At 66.7% G+C, this 24,087-nt stretch carries 28 protein-coding genes; 9 read left to right on the forward strand and 19 right to left on the reverse strand.

The features are described from left to right. The first annotated feature begins 356 nt into the window (after positions 1-356). The 4 genes from AC1DP9_RS07065 to ybiB all read left to right on the forward strand — a co-directional run bounded on the left by AC1DP9_RS07065 (position 357) and on the right by ybiB (position 4,541). Positions 357-1,664 carry a CmpA/NrtA family ABC transporter substrate-binding protein gene (locus AC1DP9_RS07065; protein WP_092291654.1) on the forward strand — a complete coding sequence of 436 codons (1,308 nt, stop codon included), beginning with the start codon at positions 357-359 and terminating at the stop codon, positions 1,662-1,664. A 48-nt stretch (positions 1,665-1,712) separates the two neighbouring features. After that, positions 1,713-2,624 (forward strand): nitrate ABC transporter permease, encoded by a 912-nt coding sequence (ntrB, locus tag AC1DP9_RS07070; protein ID WP_092291652.1) that lies wholly within the window; start codon positions 1,713-1,715, stop codon positions 2,622-2,624. A gap of 24 nt (positions 2,625-2,648) precedes the next feature. Continuing rightward, positions 2,649-3,452, forward strand: coding sequence for an ABC transporter ATP-binding protein (locus tag AC1DP9_RS07075; protein ID WP_092291650.1), 804 nt, complete (start codon positions 2,649-2,651; stop codon positions 3,450-3,452). 93 nt (positions 3,453-3,545) lie between these two features. Beyond that, a complete protein-coding gene (gene ybiB / locus AC1DP9_RS07080) occupies positions 3,546-4,541 on the forward strand; it encodes a DNA-binding protein YbiB (protein ID WP_454756767.1) in 996 nt (331 codons plus the stop codon). Positions 4,542-4,574: 33 nt separating this feature from the next. Here the strand turns inward: ybiB and AC1DP9_RS07085 are convergent, their stop codons facing one another. Then, positions 4,575-5,450 carry a pirin family protein gene (locus tag AC1DP9_RS07085; protein WP_477106929.1) on the reverse strand — a complete coding sequence of 292 codons (876 nt, stop codon included), beginning with the start codon at positions 5,448-5,450 and terminating at the stop codon, positions 4,575-4,577. A 417-nt stretch (positions 5,451-5,867) separates the two neighbouring features. Between AC1DP9_RS07085 and rpoH the strand changes: the two genes are divergently transcribed. Further along, positions 5,868-6,752 (forward strand): RNA polymerase sigma factor RpoH, encoded by an 885-nt coding sequence (rpoH, locus tag AC1DP9_RS07090; RefSeq protein WP_255370730.1) that lies wholly within the window; start codon positions 5,868-5,870, stop codon positions 6,750-6,752. 67 nt (positions 6,753-6,819) lie between these two features. Here the strand turns inward: rpoH and AC1DP9_RS07095 are convergent, their stop codons facing one another. From AC1DP9_RS07095 to AC1DP9_RS07115, 5 genes are all read right to left on the reverse strand, one after another. Continuing rightward, positions 6,820-7,437 (reverse strand): SCO family protein, encoded by a 618-nt coding sequence (locus AC1DP9_RS07095; protein WP_477106930.1) that lies wholly within the window; start codon positions 7,435-7,437, stop codon positions 6,820-6,822. Positions 7,438-7,530: 93 nt separating this feature from the next. Then, entirely contained in the window at positions 7,531-8,457 is a 927-nt protein-coding gene (gene cyoE, locus AC1DP9_RS07100; RefSeq protein ID WP_177219866.1) for a heme o synthase, read from the reverse strand. Between the two features lie 8 nt (positions 8,458-8,465). Then, positions 8,466-9,578 (reverse strand): COX15/CtaA family protein, encoded by a 1,113-nt coding sequence (locus tag AC1DP9_RS07105; protein WP_477106931.1) that lies wholly within the window; start codon positions 9,576-9,578, stop codon positions 8,466-8,468. 6 nt (positions 9,579-9,584) lie between these two features. Next, positions 9,585-10,241, reverse strand: coding sequence for an SCO family protein (locus tag AC1DP9_RS07110; protein ID WP_092291638.1), 657 nt, complete (start codon positions 10,239-10,241; stop codon positions 9,585-9,587). A 7-nt stretch (positions 10,242-10,248) separates the two neighbouring features. Then, positions 10,249-11,016 carry an SURF1 family protein gene (locus tag AC1DP9_RS07115; protein WP_477106932.1) on the reverse strand — a complete coding sequence of 256 codons (768 nt, stop codon included), beginning with the start codon at positions 11,014-11,016 and terminating at the stop codon, positions 10,249-10,251. A gap of 69 nt (positions 11,017-11,085) precedes the next feature. Between AC1DP9_RS07115 and AC1DP9_RS07120 the strand changes: the two genes are divergently transcribed. Continuing rightward, positions 11,086-11,295 carry a twin transmembrane helix small protein gene (locus tag AC1DP9_RS07120; protein ID WP_092291634.1) on the forward strand — a complete coding sequence of 70 codons (210 nt, stop codon included), beginning with the start codon at positions 11,086-11,088 and terminating at the stop codon, positions 11,293-11,295. A 100-nt stretch (positions 11,296-11,395) separates the two neighbouring features. Here the strand turns inward: AC1DP9_RS07120 and AC1DP9_RS07125 are convergent, their stop codons facing one another. The 8 genes from AC1DP9_RS07125 to AC1DP9_RS07160 all read right to left on the reverse strand — a co-directional run bounded on the left by AC1DP9_RS07125 (position 11,396) and on the right by AC1DP9_RS07160 (position 18,098). Next, positions 11,396-12,256, reverse strand: a complete 861-nt coding sequence (locus tag AC1DP9_RS07125; RefSeq protein ID WP_092291632.1) for a cytochrome c oxidase subunit 3 — start codon at positions 12,254-12,256, stop codon at positions 11,396-11,398. Between the two features lie 107 nt (positions 12,257-12,363). Further along, the gene (locus AC1DP9_RS07130) at positions 12,364-12,585 is read right to left on the reverse strand and encodes a DUF2970 domain-containing protein (protein ID WP_477106933.1); all 222 of its coding nucleotides are present in this window, start codon (positions 12,583-12,585) and stop codon (positions 12,364-12,366) included. A 1-nt stretch (position 12,586) separates the two neighbouring features. Then, positions 12,587-13,183, reverse strand: a complete 597-nt coding sequence (locus tag AC1DP9_RS07135; RefSeq protein WP_092291628.1) for a cytochrome c oxidase assembly protein — start codon at positions 13,181-13,183, stop codon at positions 12,587-12,589. Positions 13,184-13,195: 12 nt separating this feature from the next. After that, the gene (locus tag AC1DP9_RS07140) at positions 13,196-13,345 is read right to left on the reverse strand and encodes a cytochrome oxidase small assembly protein (protein WP_218158021.1); all 150 of its coding nucleotides are present in this window, start codon (positions 13,343-13,345) and stop codon (positions 13,196-13,198) included. A 12-nt stretch (positions 13,346-13,357) separates the two neighbouring features. Beyond that, on the reverse strand, positions 13,358-14,989 hold the full coding sequence (ctaD, locus tag AC1DP9_RS07145; RefSeq protein WP_477106934.1) for a cytochrome c oxidase subunit I: 1,632 nt from the start codon (positions 14,987-14,989) through the stop codon (positions 13,358-13,360). A 41-nt stretch (positions 14,990-15,030) separates the two neighbouring features. After that, positions 15,031-16,311 (reverse strand): cytochrome c oxidase subunit II, encoded by a 1,281-nt coding sequence (coxB, locus tag AC1DP9_RS07150; protein WP_092291624.1) that lies wholly within the window; start codon positions 16,309-16,311, stop codon positions 15,031-15,033. A 61-nt stretch (positions 16,312-16,372) separates the two neighbouring features. Next, a complete protein-coding gene (locus tag AC1DP9_RS07155) occupies positions 16,373-16,888 on the reverse strand; it encodes a DUF2244 domain-containing protein (RefSeq protein WP_092291622.1) in 516 nt (171 codons plus the stop codon). 271 nt (positions 16,889-17,159) lie between these two features. After that, the gene (locus AC1DP9_RS07160; protein WP_441593644.1) at positions 17,160-18,098 is read right to left on the reverse strand and encodes a methyltransferase domain-containing protein; all 939 of its coding nucleotides are present in this window, start codon (positions 18,096-18,098) and stop codon (positions 17,160-17,162) included. Here AC1DP9_RS07160 and AC1DP9_RS07165 point away from each other — a divergent pair. Together AC1DP9_RS07165 and trmL are read left to right on the forward strand one after the other, a co-directional pair. After that, positions 18,087-18,875: a phosphoribosyltransferase family protein gene (locus AC1DP9_RS07165; RefSeq protein ID WP_477106935.1), complete on the forward strand. Its 789-nt coding sequence runs from the start codon at positions 18,087-18,089 to the stop codon at positions 18,873-18,875. The two genes, AC1DP9_RS07160 and AC1DP9_RS07165, sit on opposite strands and share 12 nt — an antisense overlap. 68 nt (positions 18,876-18,943) lie before the next feature. Next, complete coding sequence (gene trmL / locus AC1DP9_RS07170) at positions 18,944-19,414, forward strand: tRNA (uridine(34)/cytosine(34)/5-carboxymethylaminomethyluridine(34)-2'-O)-methyltransferase TrmL (RefSeq protein WP_477106936.1); 471 nt, start codon at positions 18,944-18,946, stop codon at positions 19,412-19,414. A gap of 33 nt (positions 19,415-19,447) precedes the next feature. Here trmL and AC1DP9_RS07175 read toward each other — a convergent pair whose 3' ends face one another. The 5 genes from AC1DP9_RS07175 to AC1DP9_RS07195 all read right to left on the reverse strand — a co-directional run bounded on the left by AC1DP9_RS07175 (position 19,448) and on the right by AC1DP9_RS07195 (position 23,167). Continuing rightward, entirely contained in the window at positions 19,448-20,434 is a 987-nt protein-coding gene (locus AC1DP9_RS07175; RefSeq protein WP_477106937.1) for a Bug family tripartite tricarboxylate transporter substrate binding protein, read from the reverse strand. Positions 20,435-20,475: 41 nt separating this feature from the next. Further along, positions 20,476-21,504: an NAD(P)H-dependent glycerol-3-phosphate dehydrogenase gene (locus AC1DP9_RS07180; protein ID WP_441593647.1), complete on the reverse strand. Its 1,029-nt coding sequence runs from the start codon at positions 21,502-21,504 to the stop codon at positions 20,476-20,478. Between the two features lie 209 nt (positions 21,505-21,713). Beyond that, positions 21,714-22,232, reverse strand: a complete 519-nt coding sequence (secB, locus tag AC1DP9_RS07185; RefSeq protein WP_092291614.1) for a protein-export chaperone SecB — start codon at positions 22,230-22,232, stop codon at positions 21,714-21,716. 174 nt (positions 22,233-22,406) lie between these two features. After that, positions 22,407-22,664: a glutaredoxin 3 gene (gene grxC, locus AC1DP9_RS07190; RefSeq protein WP_092291613.1), complete on the reverse strand. Its 258-nt coding sequence runs from the start codon at positions 22,662-22,664 to the stop codon at positions 22,407-22,409. Positions 22,665-22,753: 89 nt separating this feature from the next. Beyond that, the gene (locus AC1DP9_RS07195; RefSeq protein ID WP_092291611.1) at positions 22,754-23,167 is read right to left on the reverse strand and encodes a rhodanese-like domain-containing protein; all 414 of its coding nucleotides are present in this window, start codon (positions 23,165-23,167) and stop codon (positions 22,754-22,756) included. Positions 23,168-23,276: 109 nt separating this feature from the next. On the opposite strand from AC1DP9_RS07195, the gene gpmA reads away from it, so the two are divergent. Next, positions 23,277-24,023: a 2,3-diphosphoglycerate-dependent phosphoglycerate mutase gene (gpmA, locus tag AC1DP9_RS07200; RefSeq protein WP_477106938.1), complete on the forward strand. Its 747-nt coding sequence runs from the start codon at positions 23,277-23,279 to the stop codon at positions 24,021-24,023. Positions 24,024-24,087: the final 64 nt, after the last annotated feature.

A 24,087-nucleotide genomic window follows, 5' to 3' on the forward strand; every position in this document is an offset into this window, starting at 1 on the left:
TTCGCGCAGTCCATTACCCGCCCATCCATCCGCCGTGCCCCGCCACGGCCCACCGTCCGCACCGACCCCGGGCGGACCCGCCCCGCGCTGCCTCCAGATCGGGATTTCCGGCAGGTTTTCCGCGCGCTTGTGCGCCGCAACGACGCTGGCACGTGGCTTGCGTTATCGCCTGCACGGCCAACGACGGCCGCGTGGTACCGAAGCACGAAGCTCGAAGCACCCGAACTCACAACCTGAACAACGCGTCCGCGCTGTCCACCATGGCACGCGCGGCGGGACAACGGCGTCCTGAACTGCAAGCTGGCGAAGGCGGGCTGCGGGTCGGGACGCCTTTTTCTTTTTTCGGAGCCATCGCCATGCCCTCTCGCCTCAAAGACGCCAAGCCCCTGCCCGCCGCCGTGGTCCCTGCCACTCCCGACGCAGCCCCAGCCAGCCAGAGCCGGCGCCGCGTGCTGGCCACCATCGCCGGGGCCGGCGTGATGACGCTGGTGGATCCGCTGGTGCGCAGCGGCGCCTGGGCGGCCGGCTCCGACGCCCCGGAAAAATCCGAAGTCCGCATCGGCTTCATCCCGCTGACGGACTGCGCCTCGGTGGTCATGGCGTCCACGCTCGGCCTGGACAAGAAGTACGGCATCAAGATCACGCCAAGCAAGGAAGCCAACTGGGCCAGCGTGCGCGACAAGCTCGTCAACGGCGAACTCGACGCCGCCCACGTGCTCTATGGCCTGATCTATGGCGTGCAGCTCGGCATCGGCGGCCCGAAGAAGGACATGGCCGTGCTGATGAACCTGAACCACAACGGCCAGGCCATCACGCTGTCATCGAAACTCGCCGAAAAAGGCGCGAAGGACGGCGCCAGCCTGAAGGCACTGATGATGAAGGAGCGGCGCGACTACGTGTTCGCCCAGACCTTCCCCACCGGCACCCACGCGATGTGGCTCTACTACTGGCTGGCCGCCAACGGCATCAATCCGATGCAGGATGCCAAGGCCATCACCGTCCCGCCGCCGCAGATGGTGGCCAACATGCGCGTGGGCAATATGGACGGCTTCTGCGTGGGCGAGCCGTGGGGCGCGCGCGCCATCGCCGACAAGATCGGATTTACCGTGGAAACCACCCAGGCGATCTGGAAGGACCACCCCGAGAAGACGCTCGGCACCACGGCGGAATTCGTCCAGAAGAACCCCAACACCGCACGGGCGATGGTCGCCGCCATCCTCGAAGCCTCGAAGTTTATCGACGCCTCGACCTCGAACCGCCGCAAGACCGCCGAGACCATCGCCGCCAAGTCCTATGTGAATACCGACATGGACATCATCCTGGACCGCATGTTGGGCCGCTACAGCAACGGCCTGGGCAAGACCTGGGACGACCCCGATTCGATGAAGTTCTACCAGGACGGCGCGGCCAACTACCCGTTCCTGTCCGACGGCATGTGGTTCCTCACGCAGCACAAGCGCTGGGGCCTGCTCAAGGAGCACCCGGACTACCTGGCCGTGGCCAAGCAGGTGAACCGGATCGATATTTTCAAGCAGGCCGCCGCCGCCGCGCAGGTGGCCGTGCCCAAGAGCGATTTCCGCACCGCCAAGCTGATCGACGGCGTGACCTGGGATGCCACCAAGGACCCCAAGGCCTATGCCGATGGATTCAAGATCAAAGCCTGACCTCGTCGTTTCCTTGATGTCCCGCTGCCCTCACCTCAGGAGCCAGACGTGAATGCCATTGCCCACCCCGCCCCGGAAGGCACACCCGCCATGACTTCGGACCTTGTCGACACCGACACCAAGGAGCAAACCCGCCGCCGGGCGGCGCAACTGGCCGCGCAAGAGCGGATGGCCGCCCGCCGCGAGGCGCTTGGCGCCGTCGTGCGCAAGACGGTGCCGCCGCTGGTCGGCTTCGTCCTGTTCCTGCTGGTCTGGCACGGCATTGCCACGATGATTCCGGCGATTCCCACGCCGGGCGCCACGTGGAACGCGGCTGTGCCGCTCTTCTCCGATCCGTTCTATCGCAACGGGCCGAACGACCAGGGCATCGGCTGGAACATCCTGGCCTCGCTGGCGCGCGTGGCGGCGGGCTTCGGGCTGGCGGCGGTGGTCGGCATTCCGGCCGGCTTCCTGCTGGGCCGCTTCGCCTTCCTGAATGCGATGGCGGCGCCGGTGATCAGCCTGCTGCGCCCGGTTTCGCCGCTGGCGTGGCTGCCGATCGGGCTGCTGCTGTTCAAGGCGGCCAACCCGGCCGCCATCTGGGCCATCTTCATCTGCTCGATCTGGCCGATGATCATCAACACGGCCGTCGGCGTGACGCGCGTGCCGCAGGACTACCTGAACGTGGCGCGCGTGCTCGATCTCTCCGAATGGAAGGTGTTCCGCAAGGTGCTGTTCCCGGCCGTGCTGCCCTACATGCTGACCGGCGTGCGGCTCTCGATCGGCACCGCGTGGCTGGTGATCGTGGCGGCCGAGATGCTCACGGGCGGCACCGGCATCGGCTTCTGGCTCTGGGACGAGTGGAACAACCTCAAGGTGGAGCACATCGTCATCGCCATCTTCATCATCGGCGTGGTGGGCCTGATCCTCGAGCACCTGCTGCTCGCGCTGGCCCGCCGCTTCAGCTACGGCAACAACTGACCGCCCCCCGAAGGAGCCATCGCCATGGAAAAGTTTGTCAGCATCGAGAACGTGGGCCAGACCTTCAAGACGCGCAAGGGGCCGTTCGTGGCCCTGCGCGACATCAACCTGGGCATTGCCGAGGGCGAGTTCATCACGCTGATCGGGCATTCGGGCTGCGGCAAGTCCACGCTGCTGAACCTGATTGCCGGTCTGACCACGCCCACCACGGGCGCGCTGATCTGCGCCGGGCGCGAGATTGCCGGACCGGGGCCGGAGCGCGCCGTGGTGTTCCAGAATCACTCGCTGCTGCCGTGGATGACGTGCTTCGAGAACGTCTACCTGGGCGTGGAGCGCGTGTTCGCCGCCACGGAGAGCCGCGCCCAGCTCAAGGCGCGCACCCAGGACACCCTGGCGCTGGTCGGCCTCACGCACGCCGAGAGCAAGTATCCGCACGAGATTTCGGGCGGGATGAAGCAGCGCGTGGGCATCGCCCGGGCGCTGGCCATGTCGCCGAAGGTGTTGCTGATGGATGAGCCGTTCGGCGCGCTGGACGCGCTGACCCGCGCCCACCTGCAGGACGAACTCATCAAGATCGTCGCCCGCACCCAAAGCACCGTGGTCATGGTCACGCACGATGTGGACGAAGCGGTGCTGCTGGCGGACCGCATCGTCATGATGACGAACGGTCCGGCGGCCACGGTGGGCGAGATCCTGAAGGTGGACCTCCCCCGCCCGCGCGACCGCGTGGCGCTGGCCGACGACAAGGGCTACCACGCCTGCCGCACCGCCGTGCTGGACTTCCTCTACCGCAAGCAGCGCAACCCGGCGCTGCGCGAGGCAGCCTGACCCCGGCGGGGATGCGTGGGATGGCGGGCGTGGGCGAAGCCGCCCTGCTCCGCTATCATGAACGGCAGAACGATCCACATATCCCCTCCCGCCATGACATCTGCCGCCCCGACCCTTCCGCCGTTTTCGGCCAGCAAGTACATCAAGGAGATTGGCCGCGGGGTCAATGGCGCCCGGGCGCTGCCCCGCGAGGACGCCCAGGTGCTGTTCGATGCGATGCTGGCCGGCCGCGTCTCCGACATCGAACTGGGCGCCGTGCTGATGGCCTACCGGATCAAGGGCGAGGCGCCGCACGAGCTGGCCGGCATGCTCGAGGCCGCCCACGGACACTGCGCCGCGCTGGCGCCGCCGCCGGACAAGCCCGTGGTCGTCATCCCCAGCTACAACGGCGCGCGCAAGCAGCCGAATCTGGTGCCGCTGCTGGCGCTGCTGCTGGCGCGCGAAGGCGTGCCGACGCTGGTGCACGGCTCGCGCGAGTTCAACGGCCGGGTGACGAGCATGCAGCTGTTCGAGGCGCTCGGCGTGCCGCTCTGCGCCACCACGCAGGCCGCGCAGGACCAGTTGCGCGACGCCGCCAATCCGCTGGCCGTACTGCCGATCGATGTGCTGTCTCCAGCGCTTTCGCGCCTGCTCGACAAGCGTCCAATCATCGGCCTGCGCAATTCCTCGCACACCATCGTCAAGATGCTGCAGCCGGTGGGCAGCCACACGCCGGCCGAGGCGTTGCGGCTCTATAGCTACACCCATCCCGAATACCGCGAGACGCTGACCGATTACTTCTCCCACGAGCCTGCCAACGTGCTGCTGGCGCGCGGTACCGAAGGGGAAGTGGTGGCGGATGCCCGCCGCAGCGGCCGCATCGACTGGCTGCACGACGGCCATCAGCGGACGCTGGTCGATCCGGTAGGCGGGTCGATTGGCGACGTGCCCGAACTGCCGCCGGGCACCGACGTCGGCCTGACGGCCGCCTGGATCCGCAAGGTGCTCGATGGGAACGCGCCGGTGCCGGCGCCCATCGCCACGCAGGTAGCGACCATCCAGGACTGCCTGAAGCAGGCCACGCGCGTGGCCTGGGCAAGCCCGGTCTGACGATTACGGACGATTACGGACGATTAGAGCCGATTAAGGCCGGCGCGGAGGCAGCGGAATCCGCTCGGTCTCGCCCGGCACGTGCGGGAACTCGTCGTTCTCCCAGCGGCGCGCGGCGTCGTCGATGTCTTCCTTGGTGCTCGCCACGAAGTTCCAGTAGATGAAGCGATGGCCGTCGGTCGGATCGCCGCCCAGCAGCATCACGCGCGCGGCGGTGGTCGCGGTCAGCGTGGCCGGCTCGCCCGGCACCAGCACGGCGAGGTGTTCCCCCGCCAGCGCCTCGCCATCGATCGTCACATCGCCTTCCACCGGATAGAGCCCGCGCTGCACGTGCTCGGGCGGAATCACCAGCGTCGCGCCGGCTTCCATGTCGATGGCCACGTAAAGCGTGCGGCTGTACACGCGGACCGGGGATTCCGCGCCGAAGGCGTCGCCGGCAATCACGATCATCCGCACGCCGGGAAGCTCCAGCTTGGGCAACGTGGCGCCCGGGTGGTGGTGGAACGACGGCGGATCCTTCTCATGCGCCTTCGGCAGCGCCACCCAGGTCTGGATGCCATGCAGCAGCGGACCGGCCTGGCGCGCGGCGTCTGGCGAACGCTCCGAGTGCGTGATGCCGATGCCGGCGGTCATCCAGTTCACGTCGCCAGGGCGAATCACCTGCTCGCTGCCGAGGCTGTCACGGTGCATGATCTCGCCTTCGAACAGATACGTCACGGTCGCGAGGCCGATATGTGGATGTGGGCGCACATCCATGCCATTACCCGGCGGCATCGACACAGGACCGAGGTGATCGAAGAAGATGAAGGGGCCCACGGTCTGCGTGGCGGCGGCGGGCAGCAGGCGGCGGACCGTGAACTCGCCGATGTCCCGCACATGGGGCTTGAGCAAGTGTTCGATGGCAGACATGACAGGACTCCTGGCAATGGGATAACAACGGGAAAACAGCGGAAAGCCGGCCGCCAGTGTAGCGAAATGCGCAATACAGCATCCCGAAATCACGATGAAACCGATCGGGGCGAGTTCCCTCTAATCATGGTACGCGACGCTGGCGGCCCGCCAGCCCTTGCCAGACAAGGCGCGGACGCCGCACCGAGGCCCATTAGACTATCCCAACAGCGACATTCATTGTCCGGAACTATCAACCCTATAGAAGCTCTAACTTAGCACTCGCCGAACCTGAGTGCTAATATGCGTTGCAGTGCAGTGACTCTTCCGATTCTGGAATCGAGGCACGCCGGCAACCTACCGCCGGATGCGAAAGGAGCAATAAGCGTGACCGCAGTTCTGTCTGCCGACCCAACCAAGATTTCTGGCCGTCTGCCGATGGCCCCCAAGAATGCCGCCGCTGGCAGCCTCGCGCTCGCCTTCCCGGCCGCGGTGGGCAATCTGGATAGCTACATCCAGGCTATCCACCGGATTCCGCTGCTGACCGCCGAGGAAGAGCAGCGCCTCGCGCGCGACCTGCGCGACCATGAATCCGTCGATGCCGCCCGCCGGCTGGTGATGTCCCACCTGCGTCTGGTGGTGTCCATCGCCCGCCAGTACCTGGGCTACGGCCTGCCGCATGCGGACCTGATCCAGGAAGGCAACATCGGCCTGATGAAGGCCGTGAAGCGCTTCGACCCGGATCAGGGCGTGCGTCTGGTGTCGTACGCGATGCACTGGATCAAGGCCGAAATCCACGAATACGTGCTGAAGAACTGGCGCATGGTCAAGGTGGCGACCACCAAGGCCCAGCGCAAGCTGTTCTTCAACCTGCGCAGCCACAAGACCGGCGCACACACGTTCACGCCCGAGCAGGTGGAAGCCGTGGCGCGCGAACTGAACGTGAAGCCCGAAGAAGTGATGGAGATGGAGACCCGCCTGTCGGGCGGCGACCTGGCGCTGGAAGGCCAGATCGACGACGGCGAGGAGGAATTCGCCCCCATCGCGTATCTGGCGGACAACCACAACGAGCCGACCCGCGTGCTCGAAGCCAAGCGCCAGGACCGCATGCAGGTCGAAGGGCTGGTCGAGGCGCTGGAGCGTCTGGATGCCCGCAGCCGCCGCATTATCGAGGCACGCTGGCTGGACGTGAACGACGACGGCTCGGGCGGCGCCACGCTGCATGAGCTGGCCGACGAGTTTGGCGTCTCCGCCGAGCGCATCCGCCAGATCGAGGCGGCCGCGATGAAGAAGATGAAGGGTGCGCTGGCGGCTTTCGCCTGATCCTGCGCTCCCCGCAATGCAGAAGGGCCGGTCTTGCGACCGGCCCTTTTTTTGTCTTGCCTTCGCCTTACGACAGCAGCTGCTTCAAATCATGCGCGATCGGGTCCGGCCCCTGGCCGTGGCGCAGGAACAGGCGCAGCTGGCCGTTGGTATCGAACACATAGCTGCCGGCCGAGTGATCCACGGTGTAGTTGTTCGGCGAGGTGCCCGGCACCTTGGCGTAGAAGACCTTGAAGTCCTTGGTCACCTTCTTCAGCGCCGCCTCGTCGGCCGGGCGCAGGCCCAGGAAGCGGGCGTCGAAGGCGGGCACGTACTGGCCGAGCAGCGCGCCCGTGTCGCGTTCCGGGTCCACGGTCACGAACAGCACCTGGACCTTGTCGGCGTCCGGGCCGAGCTTGTCCATCACCGCCTTCAGCTCGGCCATCGTGGTCGGGCAGACGTCCGGGCAGTGCGTGTAGCCGAAGAACATCACCACGGCCTTGCCCTTGAAGTCAGCCATCGTCCGGGTCTTGCCGCTCGGGTCCAGCAGCGCGAAGTCCTTGCCGAACTCGGTGGCGCCCGAGATATCCACGTTCTTGAACGAGGGCTTGGGCTGCCCGCAGGCGGCCAGCAGAGCCGTGCAGAGTGCCAGCAGGCAGAGGCGGCGGAACTGGGCAAGGAGGGACGGAGAGCCGGGGAGAGTCATCGGGATACGCGGTGGTCGGGAGAGGTGCCCGGAAGTATCGCCGATCACATCGGCGCTGGCCTCCGGGCGCGGCAAGATGCCGCAGGCGGGCCATCAGACCTGCGGCACGAACTTGAAGTAGTGATCCACCAGCAACGCCGCGAACAGCAGCGAGAGGTACAGGATCGAATAGCGGAAGGTGCGTTGCGCTAGCGCGTCCGAGTAGTTGCGGAACAGCTTCCAGGCGTAGCCGAGGAACACCAGCCCCAGGCCCAGCGCGGCGGCGAGGTAGATATAGCCGCTCATGCCGTAGACGAACGGCAGCAGCGTGGCGGCGATCATCACCAGCGTGTACAGCAAAATGTGAAGCAGCGTGTACTTTTCGCCATGGGTGATCGGCAGCATCGGCAGGCCGGACTTGGCGTAGTCGGCGCGGCGATACAGGGCCAGCGCCCAGAAGTGCGGCGGGGTCCACGTGAAGATGATCAGCACCAGGAACCACGCCTCGGCCGGCACCGTGCCGGCCACGGCGGCCCAGCCCAGCGCAGGCGGCATGGCGCCCGACAGCCCGCCGATGACGATGTTCTGCGGCGTGGCCGGCTTGAGCAGGATCGTGTAGACCACGGCGTAGCCGAGGAAGGTGGCGAAGGTCAGCCACATCGTCAGGTCATTGGCGAACACGTGCAGCAGCCACATGCCGGCGCCGCCGAGGATGGCCGAGAACACCAGCGTCTGCGCGCTGGAGATCTCACCGGTGGCGGAAGGCCGCCACGCGGTGCGGCGCATCAGCGCATCGACTTTCTGCTCGACCAGGCAGTTGATGGCGAACGCGGCACCGGCCAGCAGCCAGATGCCAGCGGCACCGCCGAGCAGCACCGACCAGGGCACCATGCCGGGCGTCGACAGGAACATGCCGATGACGGCACAGAACACGGCCAGTTGCGTGACGCGCGGCTTGGTCAGCGCGGCATATTGGCGAGCCAGGTGCCGAATTCGGCCCACGGAGGAATGAGGTTGGGTAGCGGAGACCACGGGGGGCATCTTGTCCTTCATGTGGCGCGCGCGGCTGAGGCGGATTGAGCAGCGGCGCCGGCATAACGTGTCGCGAGGGTCGCGAGGCCGATATTGTAGTGGAGACGGAGCAACAGCATCAGCAACAGGGCCGCGCCGCCGTTGTGCGCCACCGCCGCGCCAAGCGGCCAGTCGAACACGATATTGGACATGCCGGTGGCCAGTTGCAGCGCCAGCACGGCCAGCAGCCATGTGGCGTGGCGCGTCAGGCCCTCCATCCGGCGCGCGCGCAGGCCGAACCAGGCCAGGAAGCCGAGCACCACGAAGGCGAAGCCGCGATGCACCCAGTGGATGGCCACCAGCGCCGCGTGCGGGATGTAATCGCCATCGGCCGTCATGCCGAGCTGGCGCCAGAGCGTGAAGCCGTGGCGGAAGTCCATCTCGGGCACCAGCTGGCCGTTGCAGAGCGGGAAATCGGTGCAGGCCAGCACCGCGTAGTTGGTGCTGACCCAGCCGCCGAGGAAGATCTGGAGCACCAGCAAGCCCAGCGCCACCCACGCCGCCCAGCGCAGCGAGGCCGCCTGCGGCGCCACCGGGTGCGGCGGGTCATTGCGGGAGCCGAGCACGATCAGCGACGACAGCAGCGCCATCGCCAGCAGCAGGTGGGTGACGACGATGATCGGCTGGAGCTTCATCGTCACGGTGAGCGCGCCGAACAAGCCCTGCACGCAGACCAGCACGAACACCCCCGTGGCGAACCACGGCGACTGCTTCAGCTCGCGCCGCTTGACCCACGCCAGCACCATCAACGAGATGATCAGCACACCCACCGCCATGGCGAAATAGCGATGGATCATCTCGATCCACGCCTTGGCCAGCGTGACCGGGCCGCTCGGCAGCGCGGTCTCGGCGGCGCGGATCGGCTCCATGGCCGCGTGCGGGTTCGAGTGGCCGTAGCAGCCGGGCCAGTCCGGGCAGCCGAGGCCGGAATCGGTCAGTCGGGTGAAGCTGCCGAACATGATCAGGTCCAGCGTGAGGAAGGCGGTGACCCAGACCAGCTTGCGATACTTGTCGCGGCTGCCCCGCACCAGCACGTACGAGAGCGGCAGCAGGGCAATCAGGATGCCAATGATGGCGAGTTGGAGCAGCATCGCAAATCAGCCAATTCGGGAAAATTTGAGCAGCTTCTTCAGGTCGCTGCTGATCTGTTTCGGGTCGGGTTCCTTCGGCCAGCGCAGCATCAGGTTGCCGAGCGGGTCGATCAGGTACACGGTGTCTTCAGCCCTGGCGCCCGGTTCGGCCGGCAGCCACTGGCGCAGCGCGGCGCCGTCCATGCGCAGGAAGCGCACGCCCGCATAGGGTTCGTTGTAGGCGCTGGACAGCCGTTCGTCCACGGTGCCCGTATCGGAAATCAGCCAGACCGGGGTAATGCGCTCGCGGTCCTGGCCCTGCCCCGCGCGGATCTGGCGCATCGTGAACAGCCGCTTGGCACACGCTTCGTCGCAGGCGGACGCGGCGGTCATCACCATCAGCCACTTGCCCCGGAAGGACGACAGCGGCACGGCCTCGCCGCGCTCGTCGGTCACGTTGAGCGGCGGCATCGGGCGCAGCGGATCGACCAGCGTGCCGTAGTTGGTGCTGGCGCCGCTCGGCTTGACCACGTAATAGGTGAAATACGAGAAGATGACCGGCGACGCGCAGACCAGCAGCAGCATCAGCATCTGCAGGCGGCCACGGCGCGTGCGCGCATCGATGCGGGAGTCCGGCGTGGCCGTGGGGTCTTGCGATGGCATGGAGTTCGTCTGTACGTTCATCGTTCGGTTATCGGTTCGGCAGGGCGGTGTCCCGGCGCGCACGGCGCCAGCCCAGCACGGCCACCAGCACCACGGTCAGCGCGGCCAGGCCGAACCACTGGGCGGCGTAGCCATAGTGGCGGTCCGCGCCGAGGTCGGCGGCCGCCCAGTCGCGCGCGAGGCCATCGCCGGTATCGGTGGCCTGCTGCATCACCAACGGCAGTAGCGGCGCCCCGGTTTCCCGGGCGAACGCCGCCAAGTCTACATTCTGGCGGATCTTCTGCCCTGCTTCGGCCGACGCGTCTTGCCCGAGGCCGTAGACGCGCGGCGCCGTGGCCACCGCCGTGCCGTCCACCGTGACGTCGCCATCGGGCGTGGGGAACGGGGCGATCCGCGTGCGGTCCTGGGCGTCGCGCGGCAGCCATCCGCGCAGCACCAGCACGCTGGCGCCGCCATCGGCCAGCTTCAGCGGCGTCAGCACCAGGAAGCCGGCGCGGCCGTCCGAGCCGTTGCCGTGCGGGCGGTTGTCCAGCAACACGGTGCGGGCGGCGTCGAAGCGGCCCCGGGCGCGTACGCGGCGGTCGACCACCTGCGTGGCGTCGATGCGGGCCGTGTTCAGGTCCACCGGCGCCTGCGCCGCCAGCGCGGCCAGCCGCGCGGCGCGGTCCACCTTCTCGTGGGCCCGGCGCAATTGCCAGTTGCCGAGCGCGCAGGTCACGACGACCACGGTCAGTGCCGCCACCAGCGGCACCGTCCCCGGCGGGCGCCACAGGCTCCCCCGATTGCGGGTCGTCACGAATGGCCTCGCGAGGCCACGGTGCCATAATGGCCACTTTCGTGACCCGCGGCCTCCCTTCGCTCCAGCATGCGCTTCGTCATCATCGTCGCCTTCATTCTGATCATCGGCAGCCTGGCCTCCGCGCTGTTCTTCATGATGCGCGACCGTGGCCGCACCCCCAACATGATGCGCTCGTTGATGCTGCGCGTCGGCTTCTCGGTGGCGCTGTTCCTGTTCATCCTGTTCGCCAACTGGATGGGATGGATCCACAGCACCGGCATCCATATGTCGCCCTGAGCGGCTGCCAGTCCCCAAAACAAAAAGCGCCGCGCGAGGATCGTCCTCCGCGGCGCTTCGTCTTGTACCGCAGGACCGCCGCAGCGGCCCGTTCCTGTCTTTACAGCCAGTACACCACCACGTAGAGGCCGAGCCAGACCACGTCAACGAAGTGCCAATACCAGGCGGCGCCTTCGAACGCGAAGTGGTGCTGCGGCGTGAAGTGTCCGCGCAGCACGCGGCCCAGCACCACCGCCAGCATGATCGCGCCCATGGTCACGTGGAAGCCGTGGAAGCCGGTCAGCAGGAAGAACGTCGAACCATAGACCCCGGAGGTCAGCTTCAGGTTCAGTTCCGAGTAGGCGTGCATGTACTCGTAGACCTGCAGGCACATGAAGAGCGCGCCGAGCAGGATGGTCAGCACCAGGCCCTGGATCAGCTGGCTGCGCTTGCCGGCCAGCAGCGCGTGGTGCGCCCAGGTCAGCGTGACGCCGGAGGTCAGCAGCAGCGCCGTGTTGATCGTGGGGATCGGCCACGGACCCATGGTCTGGAAGCTCTCCACCGTGCCCGCCGGGCCGAGGTTGGGCCACACGGCCGCGAAGTCCGGCCAGATGATCTTGTTGTTCAGGTCGCCCAGCCACGGCATGGCGATGGTGCGGGCGTAGAACAACGCGCCGAAGAAGGCCGCGAAGAACATCACCTCGGAGAAGATGAACCAGCCCATCGACCAGCGGAACGAGACGTCGATGTTCTTGCCGTACAGGCCGCCTTCCGACTCGCGGATGGCGTCGCCGAACCAGCTCTTGAGCACGAACAGGAACCACAGCAGGCCGAAGCCGCACAGGAACGGGGCCCACGACTGGCCGTTGACCCAACCCGCGGCGCCGGCGCCGGTCATCAGCAAGCCGAAGGCCGCCGTGATGGGGTGGCGCGACGGGCCCGGTACGAAGTAGTACGGAGCATTTGCGCGATTCGCACTCATTCTTCTATCTCCAGCTCAGTGTCTCTGATTCGTTGTAGTTCCGCACCGCCGGCCGACCTCCCTGCCGGTGGTGTGCTCGTACTTCTCTTATTTTTTCGGGGACAGCTTCATCCCACCACGGTCTTCACGATGCCGATCAAAATCGCCACGAACAGCGCCGCGGCAATCAGGCCGGCGATGATCACGTGCACCGGGTTCAGCCGCGCCATGTCGGTCTCGTGCTCCGACCCCTTGCGCAGGCCGATGAACGACCACAGCACCGCGCGCACCGTCTGCGCGAACGACGCCTTGCGCTGAAGCGGATCCTGCGGGTCTGGCGTCACACCCATCTCAGCTTCCCTGCCCCGCCGGCGCCGCCGTCTGCGCCACCGGCGTGCCGATCTCGAAGAAGGTGTACGACAGCGTGATCGTCTTCACATCCTTGGGCAGGTTCGGATCGATCACGAACACCACCGGCATCTCGCGCGCCTCGCTGGCCTTGAGCGTCTGCTGCTTGAAGCAGAAGCACTCCACCTTCTTGAAGTACTCGGTGGCCTGCTTGGGCGCGTAGCTCGGGATGGCCTGCGCGGAAATATCGCGCGACTGCCCGTTGGCCACTTCGTAGACGATGGTCGTCAGCTCGCCCGGATGCACTTCCATCGAGGACTTCACCGGGCGGAACGCGAACGGCCCGCGCGCGTTGGAGTCGAACTCCACCGTGATCGTGCGGCTCTTGTCCACCTGGGTGTTCTTCTTCAGCGATCCGCCGTACAGATCGCGCGTGGTCACCACGTTGATGCCGGTGACCTCGCAGATCTTCTTGTACAGCGGCACCAGCGCATAGCCGAAGCTGAACATCAGGCCCACCACCACCAGCAGCCGCAGCAGCATGCCGCGGTTGAAGCGTCGCTCGATTGCCCGGTCTTCCGCCTTCTGCTGCGCGTCCACGTCTATCTCCGCTCAACCGCCAAGGAACACCATCTTGGCGAAGAATCCCAGGAAGAACACCACCACGATGGACAGCAGGATCAGGCCCAGCCGCCGGTTGGCGGCCCGTTGGGTGGCCTGGCGGCCCTGGCTGTCCGTGCGCGACGGGGTTTCCGGCTTCATGGCGTCAATCACTCAGCGCACCTGTGGCGGCTCTTCGAAGGTGTGGAACGGCGCCGGCGACGGCACGGTCCATTCCAGGCCCTCGGCGCCATCCCACGGCTTGTCGCCGGCAGCCTGGCCGCCCCGGTAGGACGGCAGCACCACGAAGAAGAAGAAATACACCTGCATCAGGCCGAAGCCCAGCGCGCCAATCGACGCAACCGCGTTGAAGTCCGTGAACTGGACCGCGTAGTCCGCGTAGCGACGCGGCATGCCGGCCAGGCCCAGGAAGTGCATCGGGAAGAAGGTCACGTTGAAGAAGATCAGCGAGCCCCAGAAGTGGATCTGGCCGCGCGTCTCGTTGTACATGAACCCGCTCCACTTCGGCCCCCAGTAGTAGAAGCCGGCGAACAGCGCGAACAGCGAACCGGCCACCAGCACATAGTGGAAGTGCGCCACGATGAAGTAGGTGTCCTGGATCTGGATGTCGATCGGGGCCACGGCAGGGATCAGGCCGGTGAAGCCGCCGATCGTGAACACGAAGATGAAGCCGATGGCGAACAGCATCGGCGTCTCGAAGGTCATCGAGCCGCGCCACATCGTGGCGATCCAGTTGAAGATCTTCACGGCCGTCGGCACCGCGATCAGCATCGTCGCGTACATGAAGAACAGCTGGCCGGTCACCGGCATGCCGGTGGTGAACATGTGGTGCGCCCAGACGATGAACGACAGGATGGCGATGGACGCCGTGGCGTACACCATCGAGCTGTAGCCGAACAGGCGCTTGCGCGCGAACGCCGGCACCACGTGCGAGATGATCCCGAACGCGGGCAGGATCATGATGTACACCTCGGGGTGGCCGAAGAACCAGAAGATGTGCTGGTACATCACTGGGTCACCACCGCCGGCGGCCGAGAAGAAGCTCGTGCCGAAGTGGCGGTCGGTCAGCACCATGGTGATGGCGCCAGCCAGCACCGGCATCACGGCGATCAGCAGGTAGGCGGTGATCAGCCAGGTCCAGCAGAACATCGGCATCTTCATCAGCGTCATGCCGGGCGCGCRCATGTTGAGGATGGTGACGATGATGTTGATCGAGCCCATGATCGACGAGGCGCCCATGATGTGCATGGCGAAGATGGCCATGTCCATGCCGGGGCCCATCTGCACCGAGAGCGGCGCGTAGAGCGTCCAGCCGGCGGCGGTGGCGCCGCCCGGGGCGAAGAACGAGCCGGCCAGCAGCAGCGCCGCCGGGGGCATCAGCCAGAAGCTGAAGTTGTTCATCCGCGCGAAGGCCATGTCCGAGGCGCCGATCTGGAGCGGAATCATCCAGTTCGCGAAGCCGACGAACGCCGGCATGATCGCGCCGAACACCATGATCAGGCCGTGCATCGTGGTGAACTGGTTGAACAGCTCGGGGCGGAAGAACTGCAGGCCCGGCTCGAACAGCTCCAGGCGGATCAGCAGTGCCAGCACGCCGCCGGACAGCAGCATCGTGAACGAGAACAGCAGGTACAGCGTACCGATGTCCTTGTGGTTGGTGGCGAACAGCCAGCGGCGCCAGCCATGGGGGTGATCGTGCGCATGATCGTCATGGCCGTGGCCATGTCCATGATCATGGGCGTGGTCGTGCGGATGACCCAGCGTCTCCGGGGTAGCGGTACTCATCGCGTTGACTCCTGAATTCCTGTATGCGGTGCGGCTGCGGGTCAGCCTGCGACGCGGTTGCCCGCGAGGCTGGCCTGCTTGTCGGGGGAGGTTGCCGGGGCCGGATCGGCCTTGGCCTTCGGCGCCGCCTCGGCGGTACCCGCCGTCGGTGCGCCACCGCCTTCGGGGAACTTGCCCGCGCGGGCGTTCACGAAGTCGGCCGGCTGGATTACCTCGCCAGTCCGGTTGCCCCACGCATTCCGGGTGTAGGTCATGGCCGCGGCCAGTTCCGTGTCGGACAGCTGCTTCCAGGACGGCATGCCGCCGCGTCCTTCCAGCAGGATGTGCATCTGGCCGGCCTTCGGACCGTTCACTACCTTGGAGCCGTCCAGCGCCGGGAACGCGCCGGCGCCCTTGCCGTTCGGCTGGTGGCAGACCGCGCAGTTCGACGCGTAGACCTTCTCCCCACGCACCTTCATCTCATCGAGCGTCCAGGTCTTGTTGGGATCGTCCGCCGCTGCGGCCAGCGCCTTCTTCTTCTCGTCGACCCACTTGGTGTAGTCGGCGTCCGAGACCACGCGCACGACGATCGGCATGAACGCGTGTTCCTTGCCGCACAGCTCGGCGCACTGGCCACGGTAGACGCCGATCTTCTCGGCGCGGAACCAGGTGTCGCGCACGAAGCCGGGAATCGCATCCTGCTTCACGCCGAAGGCCGGGATCATCCACGCGTGGATCACGTCGTTGGCCGTCGTGACGATGCGGATCTTCTTGTTGACCGGCACCACCAGCTCGTTGTCCACCTCCATCAGGTAGGTGTTCGACTTCGGCTGCTCGTTGTTGATCTGCTCGCGCGGCGTGGTCAGGGTGGAGACGAACGAGATGCCTTCGCCCTGGCCCTTCAGGTAGTCGTAACCCCACTTCCACTGGTAGCCGGTGGCCTTGATGGTGATGTCGGAGTTGGTGGTGTCCTTCATCGCGACCACGGTCTTGGTGGCGGGAAGCGCCATCGCGATCACGATCAGGAACGGGACGATGGTCCACACCACTTCCACGGTAATGCTTTCGTGGAACGCGGCCGACTTGGCACCACGGCTCTTGCGGTGCGTGAAGATGGAATAGAACATCACGCCGAACACGGCGATGAAAATCACCGTGCAGATGATGAGCATCATCCAGTTCAGCCAGTGAATCTGTTCGGCGATCTTTGTAACGGGTTCGGTCAGGTTCAGCTGTCGGACGGCCGGGCCGCCTGGCATATCACTGACCGCGGAGGCCGCCTGGCTGGCAAGCAGGGACGCACCTGCCAGACATGCTGCGGATGCCTTCTTCCACATTTTCATTGTTTATCTACCCAATTTACAGATTCAAATCTGTCCCCGCCGTGCCCTGCCTCCCTTCCTCTCAGAAGCAATGCAGGACTGCCGCGAGTTCCTGCGCGAACTTGCGCCGCCGTATCGGGTCCAGATGACACCCCACCCGCACGACGCGCTTGTCCGACCGCAGAACCACGAGCGCCCGGAACGATTCACCCAGTTCCACCCGCACCCATCGCGGGTTGAATACCTCACGCGTGACCCGACTGGCGCTGGCTGTCTCCACGACCAGCATACCGTCGGTCACACTCACGCGTTCATAATCCGTCGCATGGCGTGCGTACGCCAGCAGGGCAATCCCCAGCCCGAGCAGCTCGAGCCCCGCGAAAGGCAGCACGAGCCAGGCCCCATGCCACGCGGCAAGGAACACCGCGATGGCAGTGGAAATACATACGATGGAGAAGTAGAACCAGCCGACCTGGCGTGGGGAGAGCGAGCAATTCCGCTTCATCAGCCAGTCGTTGCTCGGCAAGGGGGGACGTCCGTCGTGATTACCGCCGGAGTCAACTCCTGCCGTCTGGAATGCGATACCCAAGTCTTGCATCGCCCAACCACTTTGCATCGGATGCACACCCGGGACGAATGGCGCGCCCGGGCACGTGCGGAGTGCATTCCGGGGGCGTTCTTGTGCCAGGGGACCACTGCGACAAACTGGCGCATTATATGGCGCTTCGCATACTCGAACAAGGGAGGATTTGACCGGAGGGCTTGCCTAGTTCAAGTTTTTGTGCATGGCTGCAACAGCCCCGATAGTCAACACAATCGGTGTGTGCGCAATGTTGCGCGACGGTCCGGGCGACCGTCCGCACGGTGTGTCAGCGGCGTGGCGAAGCCCGTCCGATCTTGTCGATCGGCACGACCGCGCGGCCCTGATCGTCGGTGGCCTGCCGGCCACGCGGCGCCAGTTTCCACGCATGGCCGTAGACAATCTCGAAGGTCAGCGGGATCACCCCATCGCTGTTGCGCTGGCGCTCCAGTGCGTCCAGCACGGCGCGATGCCAGCGGCGCCCGCGCAGCCCGGCCGGGCCGGGGCGCCGGAAGCCGCCGAAGGACTGCACCTCGCGCAGCAGCGTCTCGGGGGACTCGTAGGTGATGGTCAGCGTCTCCATGTCCATCACGGGCGTGGACCAGCCGCTGTGGACCAGCATGTCGCCAATGTCATGCATGTCGACGAAACGGAGCGTGTGCGCATCGAGGTCGACCTCGCCGAACGCCGTGCGCAGCTCGCGCAGCGTGTCCGGGCCGAACAGCGAGAACAGCACCAGCCCCTCGTCGGCCGTCACACGATGCCACTCGGGGAACACGCGGTGCGGCTCGGGATGCCAGTGGAGCGCGAGGTTGGACCAGAGCAGATCGAAGCTGGCGCCATCAAACGGCAGTGTGGCAAGATCGCCCTGCACCAGGTCGAACATCGGACGCTTGCCGAGCATGCGGCCGATCCACCCCGGGCGGCGCTGCGGATCGCGCTGGCCGGCTTCGTGCAGCATCGCGCCGGAAATATCGAGGCCGGCGATCTGCGCATCGGGAAACCGCGCGCGCAAACCCGCCAGGCCCTGGCCATGGCCGCAGCCGATATCGAGCGCGCGCCGTGGCGCGAGCCGGATCACCTCCATGCGCTCCTGCATGCGCCGGCCGATCTCGCCGAGCAGGAAATCCAGCTTGCCGAAGGCGGCGCTGCGGCGGTCGAAGGCAAGCCGGGTCAGCCGCGCGGGCGGCAACCAGGCATCGGGAGAATCAGCGGCATGCAAGGACACGGACAATCGGAACCAGTGGGGAGCGGTCGGACGGGACCGCGAGGATCGCAAGTATACGCGCGCGCCGCCGGGGCTGCCGGGCGCTGCCTCGCTGGGCTGCTGCCGTCCCTGCTCCCGTCCTTGCTCCCCTCCGCCTGTGCGATTTGCGGCGATGTGCAGCGCGATGTGGTCTGCGCCGCCTGCGCCGGATCGCTACTGGCGGCGCGGCCCCGCTGCCCGCGCTGTGCCAGTCCGGGCGGGAGCCATTGTCAGTCCTGCGTGGCCGACGATCCGCTCGACGCCACCGTGACGCTGGCCGACTACGCCGAGCCACTCGATCGCCTGATCCTGCGGCTCAAGTTCGGCGCCGCGCTGCCCGTCGCCGGCTGGATCGCCGCGGAGCTTGCCGACAGCCTGCGCGCCCTGCCCGATCTTCCCAATCTTCCCGATCTCATCGTCCCCGTGCCGCTTGCGCCGCAACGGCTGGCCGCGCGCGGTTTCAACCAGGCGTGGGAGATTGCCCGCCCGCTGGCCCGGCGGCTCGGCGTGCGCGCCGATGCGACCCTGCTCACCCGCCGGCGCGACACCGCCACCCAGCTCACGCTGGACCTGCCCGCCCGCCAGGCCAATCTGCGCGATGCCTTCGCACTGGCCCGCCCCATGTGCCTCGACGGCCGCCACATCGCCGTGGTCGATGATGTGATGACCACCGGCGCCACGCTGCGCGCCGCTGCCGCCGTCCTCAAGGCCCATGGCGCCCGGCGCGTCACCGCCCTGCCCGCGCTGCGCACCCCGTAAAAATGCGACGGGATGACAGCCACCCCCTGCCGCGGTAAGCTCGGGGCCGATTTTCCAGCCATCGCGCCATGTTCAACGTCGTCCTCGTCGAGCCCGAAATTCCGCCGAATACCGGCAATGTGATCCGCCTGTGCGCCAACACGGGGGCGCAGCTGCACCTCGTCAAGCCGCTCGGATTTCCGCTCGAGGACGCCCGCATGCGCCGCGCGGGCCTGGACTATCACGAATTCGCGACGATGCGCGTGCACGAGAGCTGGAACGCCCTGATGGCGGCCGAGCAGCCTGATCCGACCCGTATGTTCGCCCTGACCACGCACGGCTCCACGCCGTTCGGGCAAGTCAGTTTCCGTCCCGGGGACTGGTTCGTGTTCGGATCGGAGACCCGCGGCCTGGCGCCCGAGCGGCGCGAGTGGTTCCCGGCCACGCAGCGCATCCGGCTGCCGATGCGGCCGGACAACCGCAGCCTGAATCTCTCCAATACCGTGGCCGTGGTGGTGTTCGAGGCCTGGCGCCAGAACGGCTTCGCCGGCGGCGCCTGACAGGAGAGGAGCACCTGACGGCCTGGGCGACGCCTAGCCCTCGGGCTGCACGCCCGCCGCGCGGATCACCTTGGCCCAGCGGGCCGTCTCGGTGGCCATGGTCTGGCGCAGCGAGGCCGGCGCGGTACCAGCCGGCACGAAATACTGGGCGCGCATCTTCTCGCGCACGTCGGCGCTGCCGATGATCGTCACGAGTTCCCGGTACAGGCGGTCGATCACCGGCGCCGGCGTCCCGGCTGGCGCCAGCACGGCCTGCCACGAGATGGCCTCGAAGCCCGGATAGCCCGATTCCGCCACGGTCGGCACCTGCGGCAGCAGCCCGGTACGCCCCGTGGAGGTCACGGCGAGCAGGCGCAGCTTCCCGGCCGCCACCATCGGCATGGCAATCGCGGGCACCATGAAACCGGCCTGCACCTGCCCGCCGACGATCGCGGTGGTGATCTGCGGAAACCCCTGATACGGCACGTGCTGGAGATCGATGCCAGCCATGGCCTTGAGCTGCTCCATGGCCAGGTGCGCCGCACTCCCGTTGCCCACCGACCCATAGTTCAGCGCGCCCGGCCGGGCCTTGGCCAGCGCGACGAAGTCGGCCAGCGTGTGCACCGGCAGCCGCGCATCGACCACCAGCACATTCGGCGAGGTGGCCACCAGCGTCACCGGCGCCAGTTGGCGCACCGGGTCATAACCAAGATGGCGATAGAGCGCAGGCGCCGTGACAAGCGGGCCGTTGATCGTAAATAGCAGCGTATTGCCGTCCGGCACGGCCTTGGCGACCATGCCGGTGCCGATATTGCCGCCTGCACCGGGCCGGTTCTCCACCACCACCGGCTGGCCCAGCGCCACGGCCAGCTTCTCGGTGACGATCCGGGCGATCAGGTCTGGCGAGGAGCCCGCCGGGAACGGCACGATCATGCGGATGGGGCGCGACGGCCACGTCTCCGCCAGCGCCGGCGCGGCGCCCAGGCACAGCGTGGAAAGCGTGGCGATCATCGCCCCGAGGGCTTGGCGGCGGCTAGGCATTTAATCTTGGGGGATTTGCGGTTGTTTGCGGTGATTTGCGGTTATTCGTCCCGCGCGTCGCGCTGGAGCAGTTGCGCCACGGCGTCGGCAGCGGACAGGCCCTCGAACAGCACTGCGCAGACCGCGCGCGTGATCGGCATCTCCACGCCATGCCGGGCGGCCAGCGCCGCCACCGCCTGGGCGCATCGCACCCCCTCGGCCACGTGGCCGAGGTCGGCGAGCACCTGTTCGAGCGTCTTGCCGCCCGCCAATTGCTGTCCGACCTTGCGGTTGCGCGAGAGGTCGCCGGTGGCGGTCAGGATCAGGTCGCCCATCCCGGCGAGGCCCATGAAGGTTTCCACGCGGCCGCCGAGCGCCAGCCCGAACCGGGTCATCTCGGCCAGCCCGCGCGTGACCAGCGCCGCGCGCGCGTTGAGGCCCAGGCCCAGACCATCGCTGGCGCCGGTGGCAATCGCCAGCACGTTCTTGACCGCGCCGCCCACCTCCACGCCGATCAGGTCATCGCTGCCATAGATCCGCATGGCATGGTGATGGAACGCCACCTGCGCGCGGTCCGCCAGCGCATGGGACGTGCCCGCCACGGTCAGCGCGCACGGCAGCCCCTGAGCCACTTCCTTGGCGAAGCTGGGCCCGGTCAGCACGCCATATTCGATCTGGCCCGGCGTCACGCCGAGCGCATCGAGTTCCTCGCGCACCATCTGGTGCGGCATGGCGTGGGTGTCGGCCTCGAAGCCCTTGCAGAGCCAGAGCATGGCCAGCGGCGCAGGCCGTCCGGCATGGCGCGCGGCCAGCCGGCGCGTCATCTCGCGCAGGCCGGAAACCGGCGTGGCCACCACCAGGAGCCCGTCCGGGTCAGCCAGCGCATGATCCACGGCGGCATCGAAATCGGCTTCGCAGGCCAGTCGGGGGGATAACGCCACCCCGGGCAGGTAGGCCGCGTTCATGCCGGTTTGCGCGATATCGGCCAGTTGCGCGGCATCGCGGCCCCAGAGCACCACATCGTGCACGGTGGCCGCGTGGCTGGCCAGGGCAGTGCCCCAGGCCCCGGCGCCGAGGAAGGTCAGTTTCATGGCGATTCTGGCGGAATGGCGGATAACGTCAGTATGGCGGGGGGAAATCAAAACGGGGCCGAAGCCCCGTTTTAAGTCGCCCGTTCTGCCTGGCACCCTGAGGCGCCGGCAAAACGAAGCGAAGCGGTTCTGGCTAGGCGCGCGGCCGCAGACAGTACAAGTGGTACGGCAAGGCCGCGCAACGACGCCAGAATCGTTTTGCCGGTGCCTCAGTGGCGCGCCTGGCTGCCGTCGGGCATCACGATGCCCGACTCGCCGCCCTGCTGGCCAGCTTCTTCCATGGCCTGCTGCAGGCGTTGCTCGTACAGTGCCTGGAAGTTGATTTCCGACAGGTGAATCGCCTGGAAGCCGGCACGCGTGATCACGTCGGCCACGTTGCCGCGCAGGTACGGGTACAGGATGGTCGGGCAGGCGATGCCCAGCAGCGGGTCCAGCTGCTCCACCGGCACGTTGCGGATGTCGAAGATGCCGGCCTGATGGGCTTCCACCAGGAATGCTACCTTGTCCTGCACCTTGGTGGTCACCGTGCCGGTCACCACGACTTCGAAAATGCCTTCCTGCAGTTGCGCGGCGGCCACGTTGACCTGCACTTCCACGGCCGGCGCTTCCGACTCGAGGAAGATGGCCGGCGAGTTCGGCTGCTCCAGCGACATGTCCTTCAGGTACACGCGCTGGATGTTGAAGAAGGGCTGATCGTCCTGCTGGGTGGCTTGTTGCTCGTCGCTCATGAAAGGCTTCCCGGTTGAATCGGTTTGGAATCGATTTTTGGTCTCTGCCGGGCGCGGGGCCCGGCTGGAAAGCGCATATGGTACATGACGCCGATGGCGATTTCACCCGCTCGCCGCCGAATCAGAATCGTCTCAGATATCCGATGGGCGGCGGGCTACCGGAGACCCGGCAGGTCAGGCGGCCAGCAGCGGCACCAGGCCGCCCTGGCGGTCCAGCGCGGAGAGGTCGTCGAAGCCACCCACATGGGTCTCGTCGATATAGATCTGTGGCACGGTGCGGCGGCCGGTGCGCGACATCATTTCCTCGCGCTTTCCCGGTTCGCGGTCGATCAGGATCTTTTCGACCGCTTCGACGCCCCGTTGCTTCAGCAGCCGTTCGGCCATCTGGCAATAGGGGCACACCACCGTGCTGTACATGACGACGCGGGCCATGCGGAATCTCCTTGTCTTCAAAATGCGGCGGCGCGGTCCGCCCCGGGCGGAACCGCGCCGCTTCGCTGCTGTAAATGGGGCTGTCGCGCTTACTTGACGACCGGCAGGCCGGCCTGTTGCCAGGCTGTCATGCCGCCTTCGAGCGCGTAGACCTCACTGTACCCGGCTTCCTTCAACGCTGCTTGGGCCTTGCCCGAGCGCTGGCCGGTCTGGCAGATCACGATGATGGGGACGGATTTGTCGCGGGCCAGGCCGCTGGCGCGCGACGGCAGGTCGGCAAGTGGCGCACTCTTCGCTTGCGGCATGTGGCCCTTGGCGAATTCGGCGGCGTCGCGGATGTCCACGACCACCGCGTTGCGCCGGTTGATCATCTGCGTGGCGGCCGCCGTATTGAGGCGCTTGCCGCCCGTACCGCTCTTGATCTGGGGCCACGCCAGCAGGCCGCCGGAGACCACGGCGATGGCGATCAGGGCCAGGTTGTTGTAATCGGCGAAGAAATTCACAATGGCATTCCGTTGGGTTGGGTCGGCGGCATTATAAAATACGCGGTTTCGCGCCCCCGTCATTATTTGCGGGCGAGCGCCGCAGGTCACTTACTACCCTGGAAGCAGCATGTACAAGCTCGTTCTCATCCGCCACGGCGAATCCACGTGGAATCTCGAAAACCGCTTCACCGGCTGGGTCGATGTCGACCTCACCGACACCGGCGCCGCCCAGGCCAAGCAGGCCGGCAAGCTGCTCAAGGAAGCGGGCTATGGCTTCGACATCGCCTACACCTCGGTCCTCAAGCGCGCCATCCGCACGCTCTGGTACGTGCAGGACGAAATGGACGAAATGTGGATTCCGGTGCGCAACGAATGGCGCCTGAACGAACGCCACTACGGCGCGCTGTCGGGCCTGAACAAGGCCGAGACTGCCGCCAAGTACGGCGACGACCAGGTGCTGGTCTGGCGCCGCAGCTACGACACCCCGCCGCCCGCGCTGCAGCCGGACGATGAACGCGCCGCGTTCAACGACCCGCGTTACGCCAACGTGCCGCGCGACCAGGTGCCGCTGACCGAGTGCCTCAAGGACACGGTGGCCCGCGTGATGCCGCTGTGGAACGAATCGATCGCTCCGGACATCCAATCGGGCAAGCGCGTGGTGATTGCCGCCCATGGCAACAGCATCCGCGCGCTGGTGAAATACCTCGATCAGATTTCGGATGACGACATCGTCGGCCTCAACATTCCCAATGGCATCCCGCTCGTCTATGAACTGGACGCCAACCTGCGCCCGCTGCGCCATTACTACCTGGGCGACCAGGAAGCCCTGGCTGCCTCGCTGGCGGCCGTGGCCAACCAGAGCAAGGCCCGCTGACGACAGGCCGCAGCCCGCGCCCGCCCCGGTCTGGACCGGGTAGGCGCGGGCAGCTTGCCCGCGG

The sequence above is a fragment of the Cupriavidus sp. 01L43 genome, from assembly GCF_056399925.1.

Bases quoted from the DNA above. Each gene is read 5' to 3' on its own strand.
- AC1DP9_RS07065 (WP_092291654.1), top strand. From the start codon at position 357: ATGCCCTCTCGCCTCAAAGACGCCAAGCCCCTGCCCGCCGCCGTGGTC.
- AC1DP9_RS07075 (WP_092291650.1), top strand. From the start codon at position 2,649: ATGGAAAAGTTTGTCAGCATCGAGAACGTGGGCCAGACCTTCAAGACG.
- ybiB (WP_454756767.1), top strand. From the start codon at position 3,546: ATGACATCTGCCGCCCCGACCCTTCCGCCGTTTTCGGCCAGCAAGTAC.
- AC1DP9_RS07085 (WP_477106929.1), bottom strand. From the start codon at position 5,450: ATGTCTGCCATCGAACACTTGCTCAAGCCCCATGTGCGGGACATCGGC.
- rpoH (WP_255370730.1), top strand. From the start codon at position 5,868: ATGGCCCCCAAGAATGCCGCCGCTGGCAGCCTCGCGCTCGCCTTCCCG.
- AC1DP9_RS07095 (WP_477106930.1), bottom strand. From the start codon at position 7,437: ATGACTCTCCCCGGCTCTCCGTCCCTCCTTGCCCAGTTCCGCCGCCTC.
- cyoE (WP_177219866.1), bottom strand. From the start codon at position 8,457: ATGCCCCCCGTGGTCTCCGCTACCCAACCTCATTCCTCCGTGGGCCGA.
- AC1DP9_RS07105 (WP_477106931.1), bottom strand. From the start codon at position 9,578: ATGCTGCTCCAACTCGCCATCATTGGCATCCTGATTGCCCTGCTGCCG.
- AC1DP9_RS07110 (WP_092291638.1), bottom strand. From the start codon at position 10,241: ATGAACGTACAGACGAACTCCATGCCATCGCAAGACCCCACGGCCACG.
- AC1DP9_RS07120 (WP_092291634.1), top strand. From the start codon at position 11,086: ATGCGCTTCGTCATCATCGTCGCCTTCATTCTGATCATCGGCAGCCTG.
- AC1DP9_RS07125 (WP_092291632.1), bottom strand. From the start codon at position 12,256: ATGAGTGCGAATCGCGCAAATGCTCCGTACTACTTCGTACCGGGCCCG.
- AC1DP9_RS07130 (WP_477106933.1), bottom strand. From the start codon at position 12,585: ATGGGTGTGACGCCAGACCCGCAGGATCCGCTTCAGCGCAAGGCGTCG.
- AC1DP9_RS07140 (WP_218158021.1), bottom strand. From the start codon at position 13,345: ATGAAGCCGGAAACCCCGTCGCGCACGGACAGCCAGGGCCGCCAGGCC.
- coxB (WP_092291624.1), bottom strand. From the start codon at position 16,311: ATGAAAATGTGGAAGAAGGCATCCGCAGCATGTCTGGCAGGTGCGTCC.
- AC1DP9_RS07155 (WP_092291622.1), bottom strand. From the start codon at position 16,888: ATGCAAGACTTGGGTATCGCATTCCAGACGGCAGGAGTTGACTCCGGC.
- AC1DP9_RS07165 (WP_477106935.1), top strand. From the start codon at position 18,087: ATGCAAGGACACGGACAATCGGAACCAGTGGGGAGCGGTCGGACGGGA.
- trmL (WP_477106936.1), top strand. From the start codon at position 18,944: ATGTTCAACGTCGTCCTCGTCGAGCCCGAAATTCCGCCGAATACCGGC.
- AC1DP9_RS07175 (WP_477106937.1), bottom strand. From the start codon at position 20,434: ATGCCTAGCCGCCGCCAAGCCCTCGGGGCGATGATCGCCACGCTTTCC.
- AC1DP9_RS07180 (WP_441593647.1), bottom strand. From the start codon at position 21,504: ATGAAACTGACCTTCCTCGGCGCCGGGGCCTGGGGCACTGCCCTGGCC.
- secB (WP_092291614.1), bottom strand. From the start codon at position 22,232: ATGAGCGACGAGCAACAAGCCACCCAGCAGGACGATCAGCCCTTCTTC.
- grxC (WP_092291613.1), bottom strand. From the start codon at position 22,664: ATGGCCCGCGTCGTCATGTACAGCACGGTGGTGTGCCCCTATTGCCAG.
- gpmA (WP_477106938.1), top strand. From the start codon at position 23,277: ATGTACAAGCTCGTTCTCATCCGCCACGGCGAATCCACGTGGAATCTC.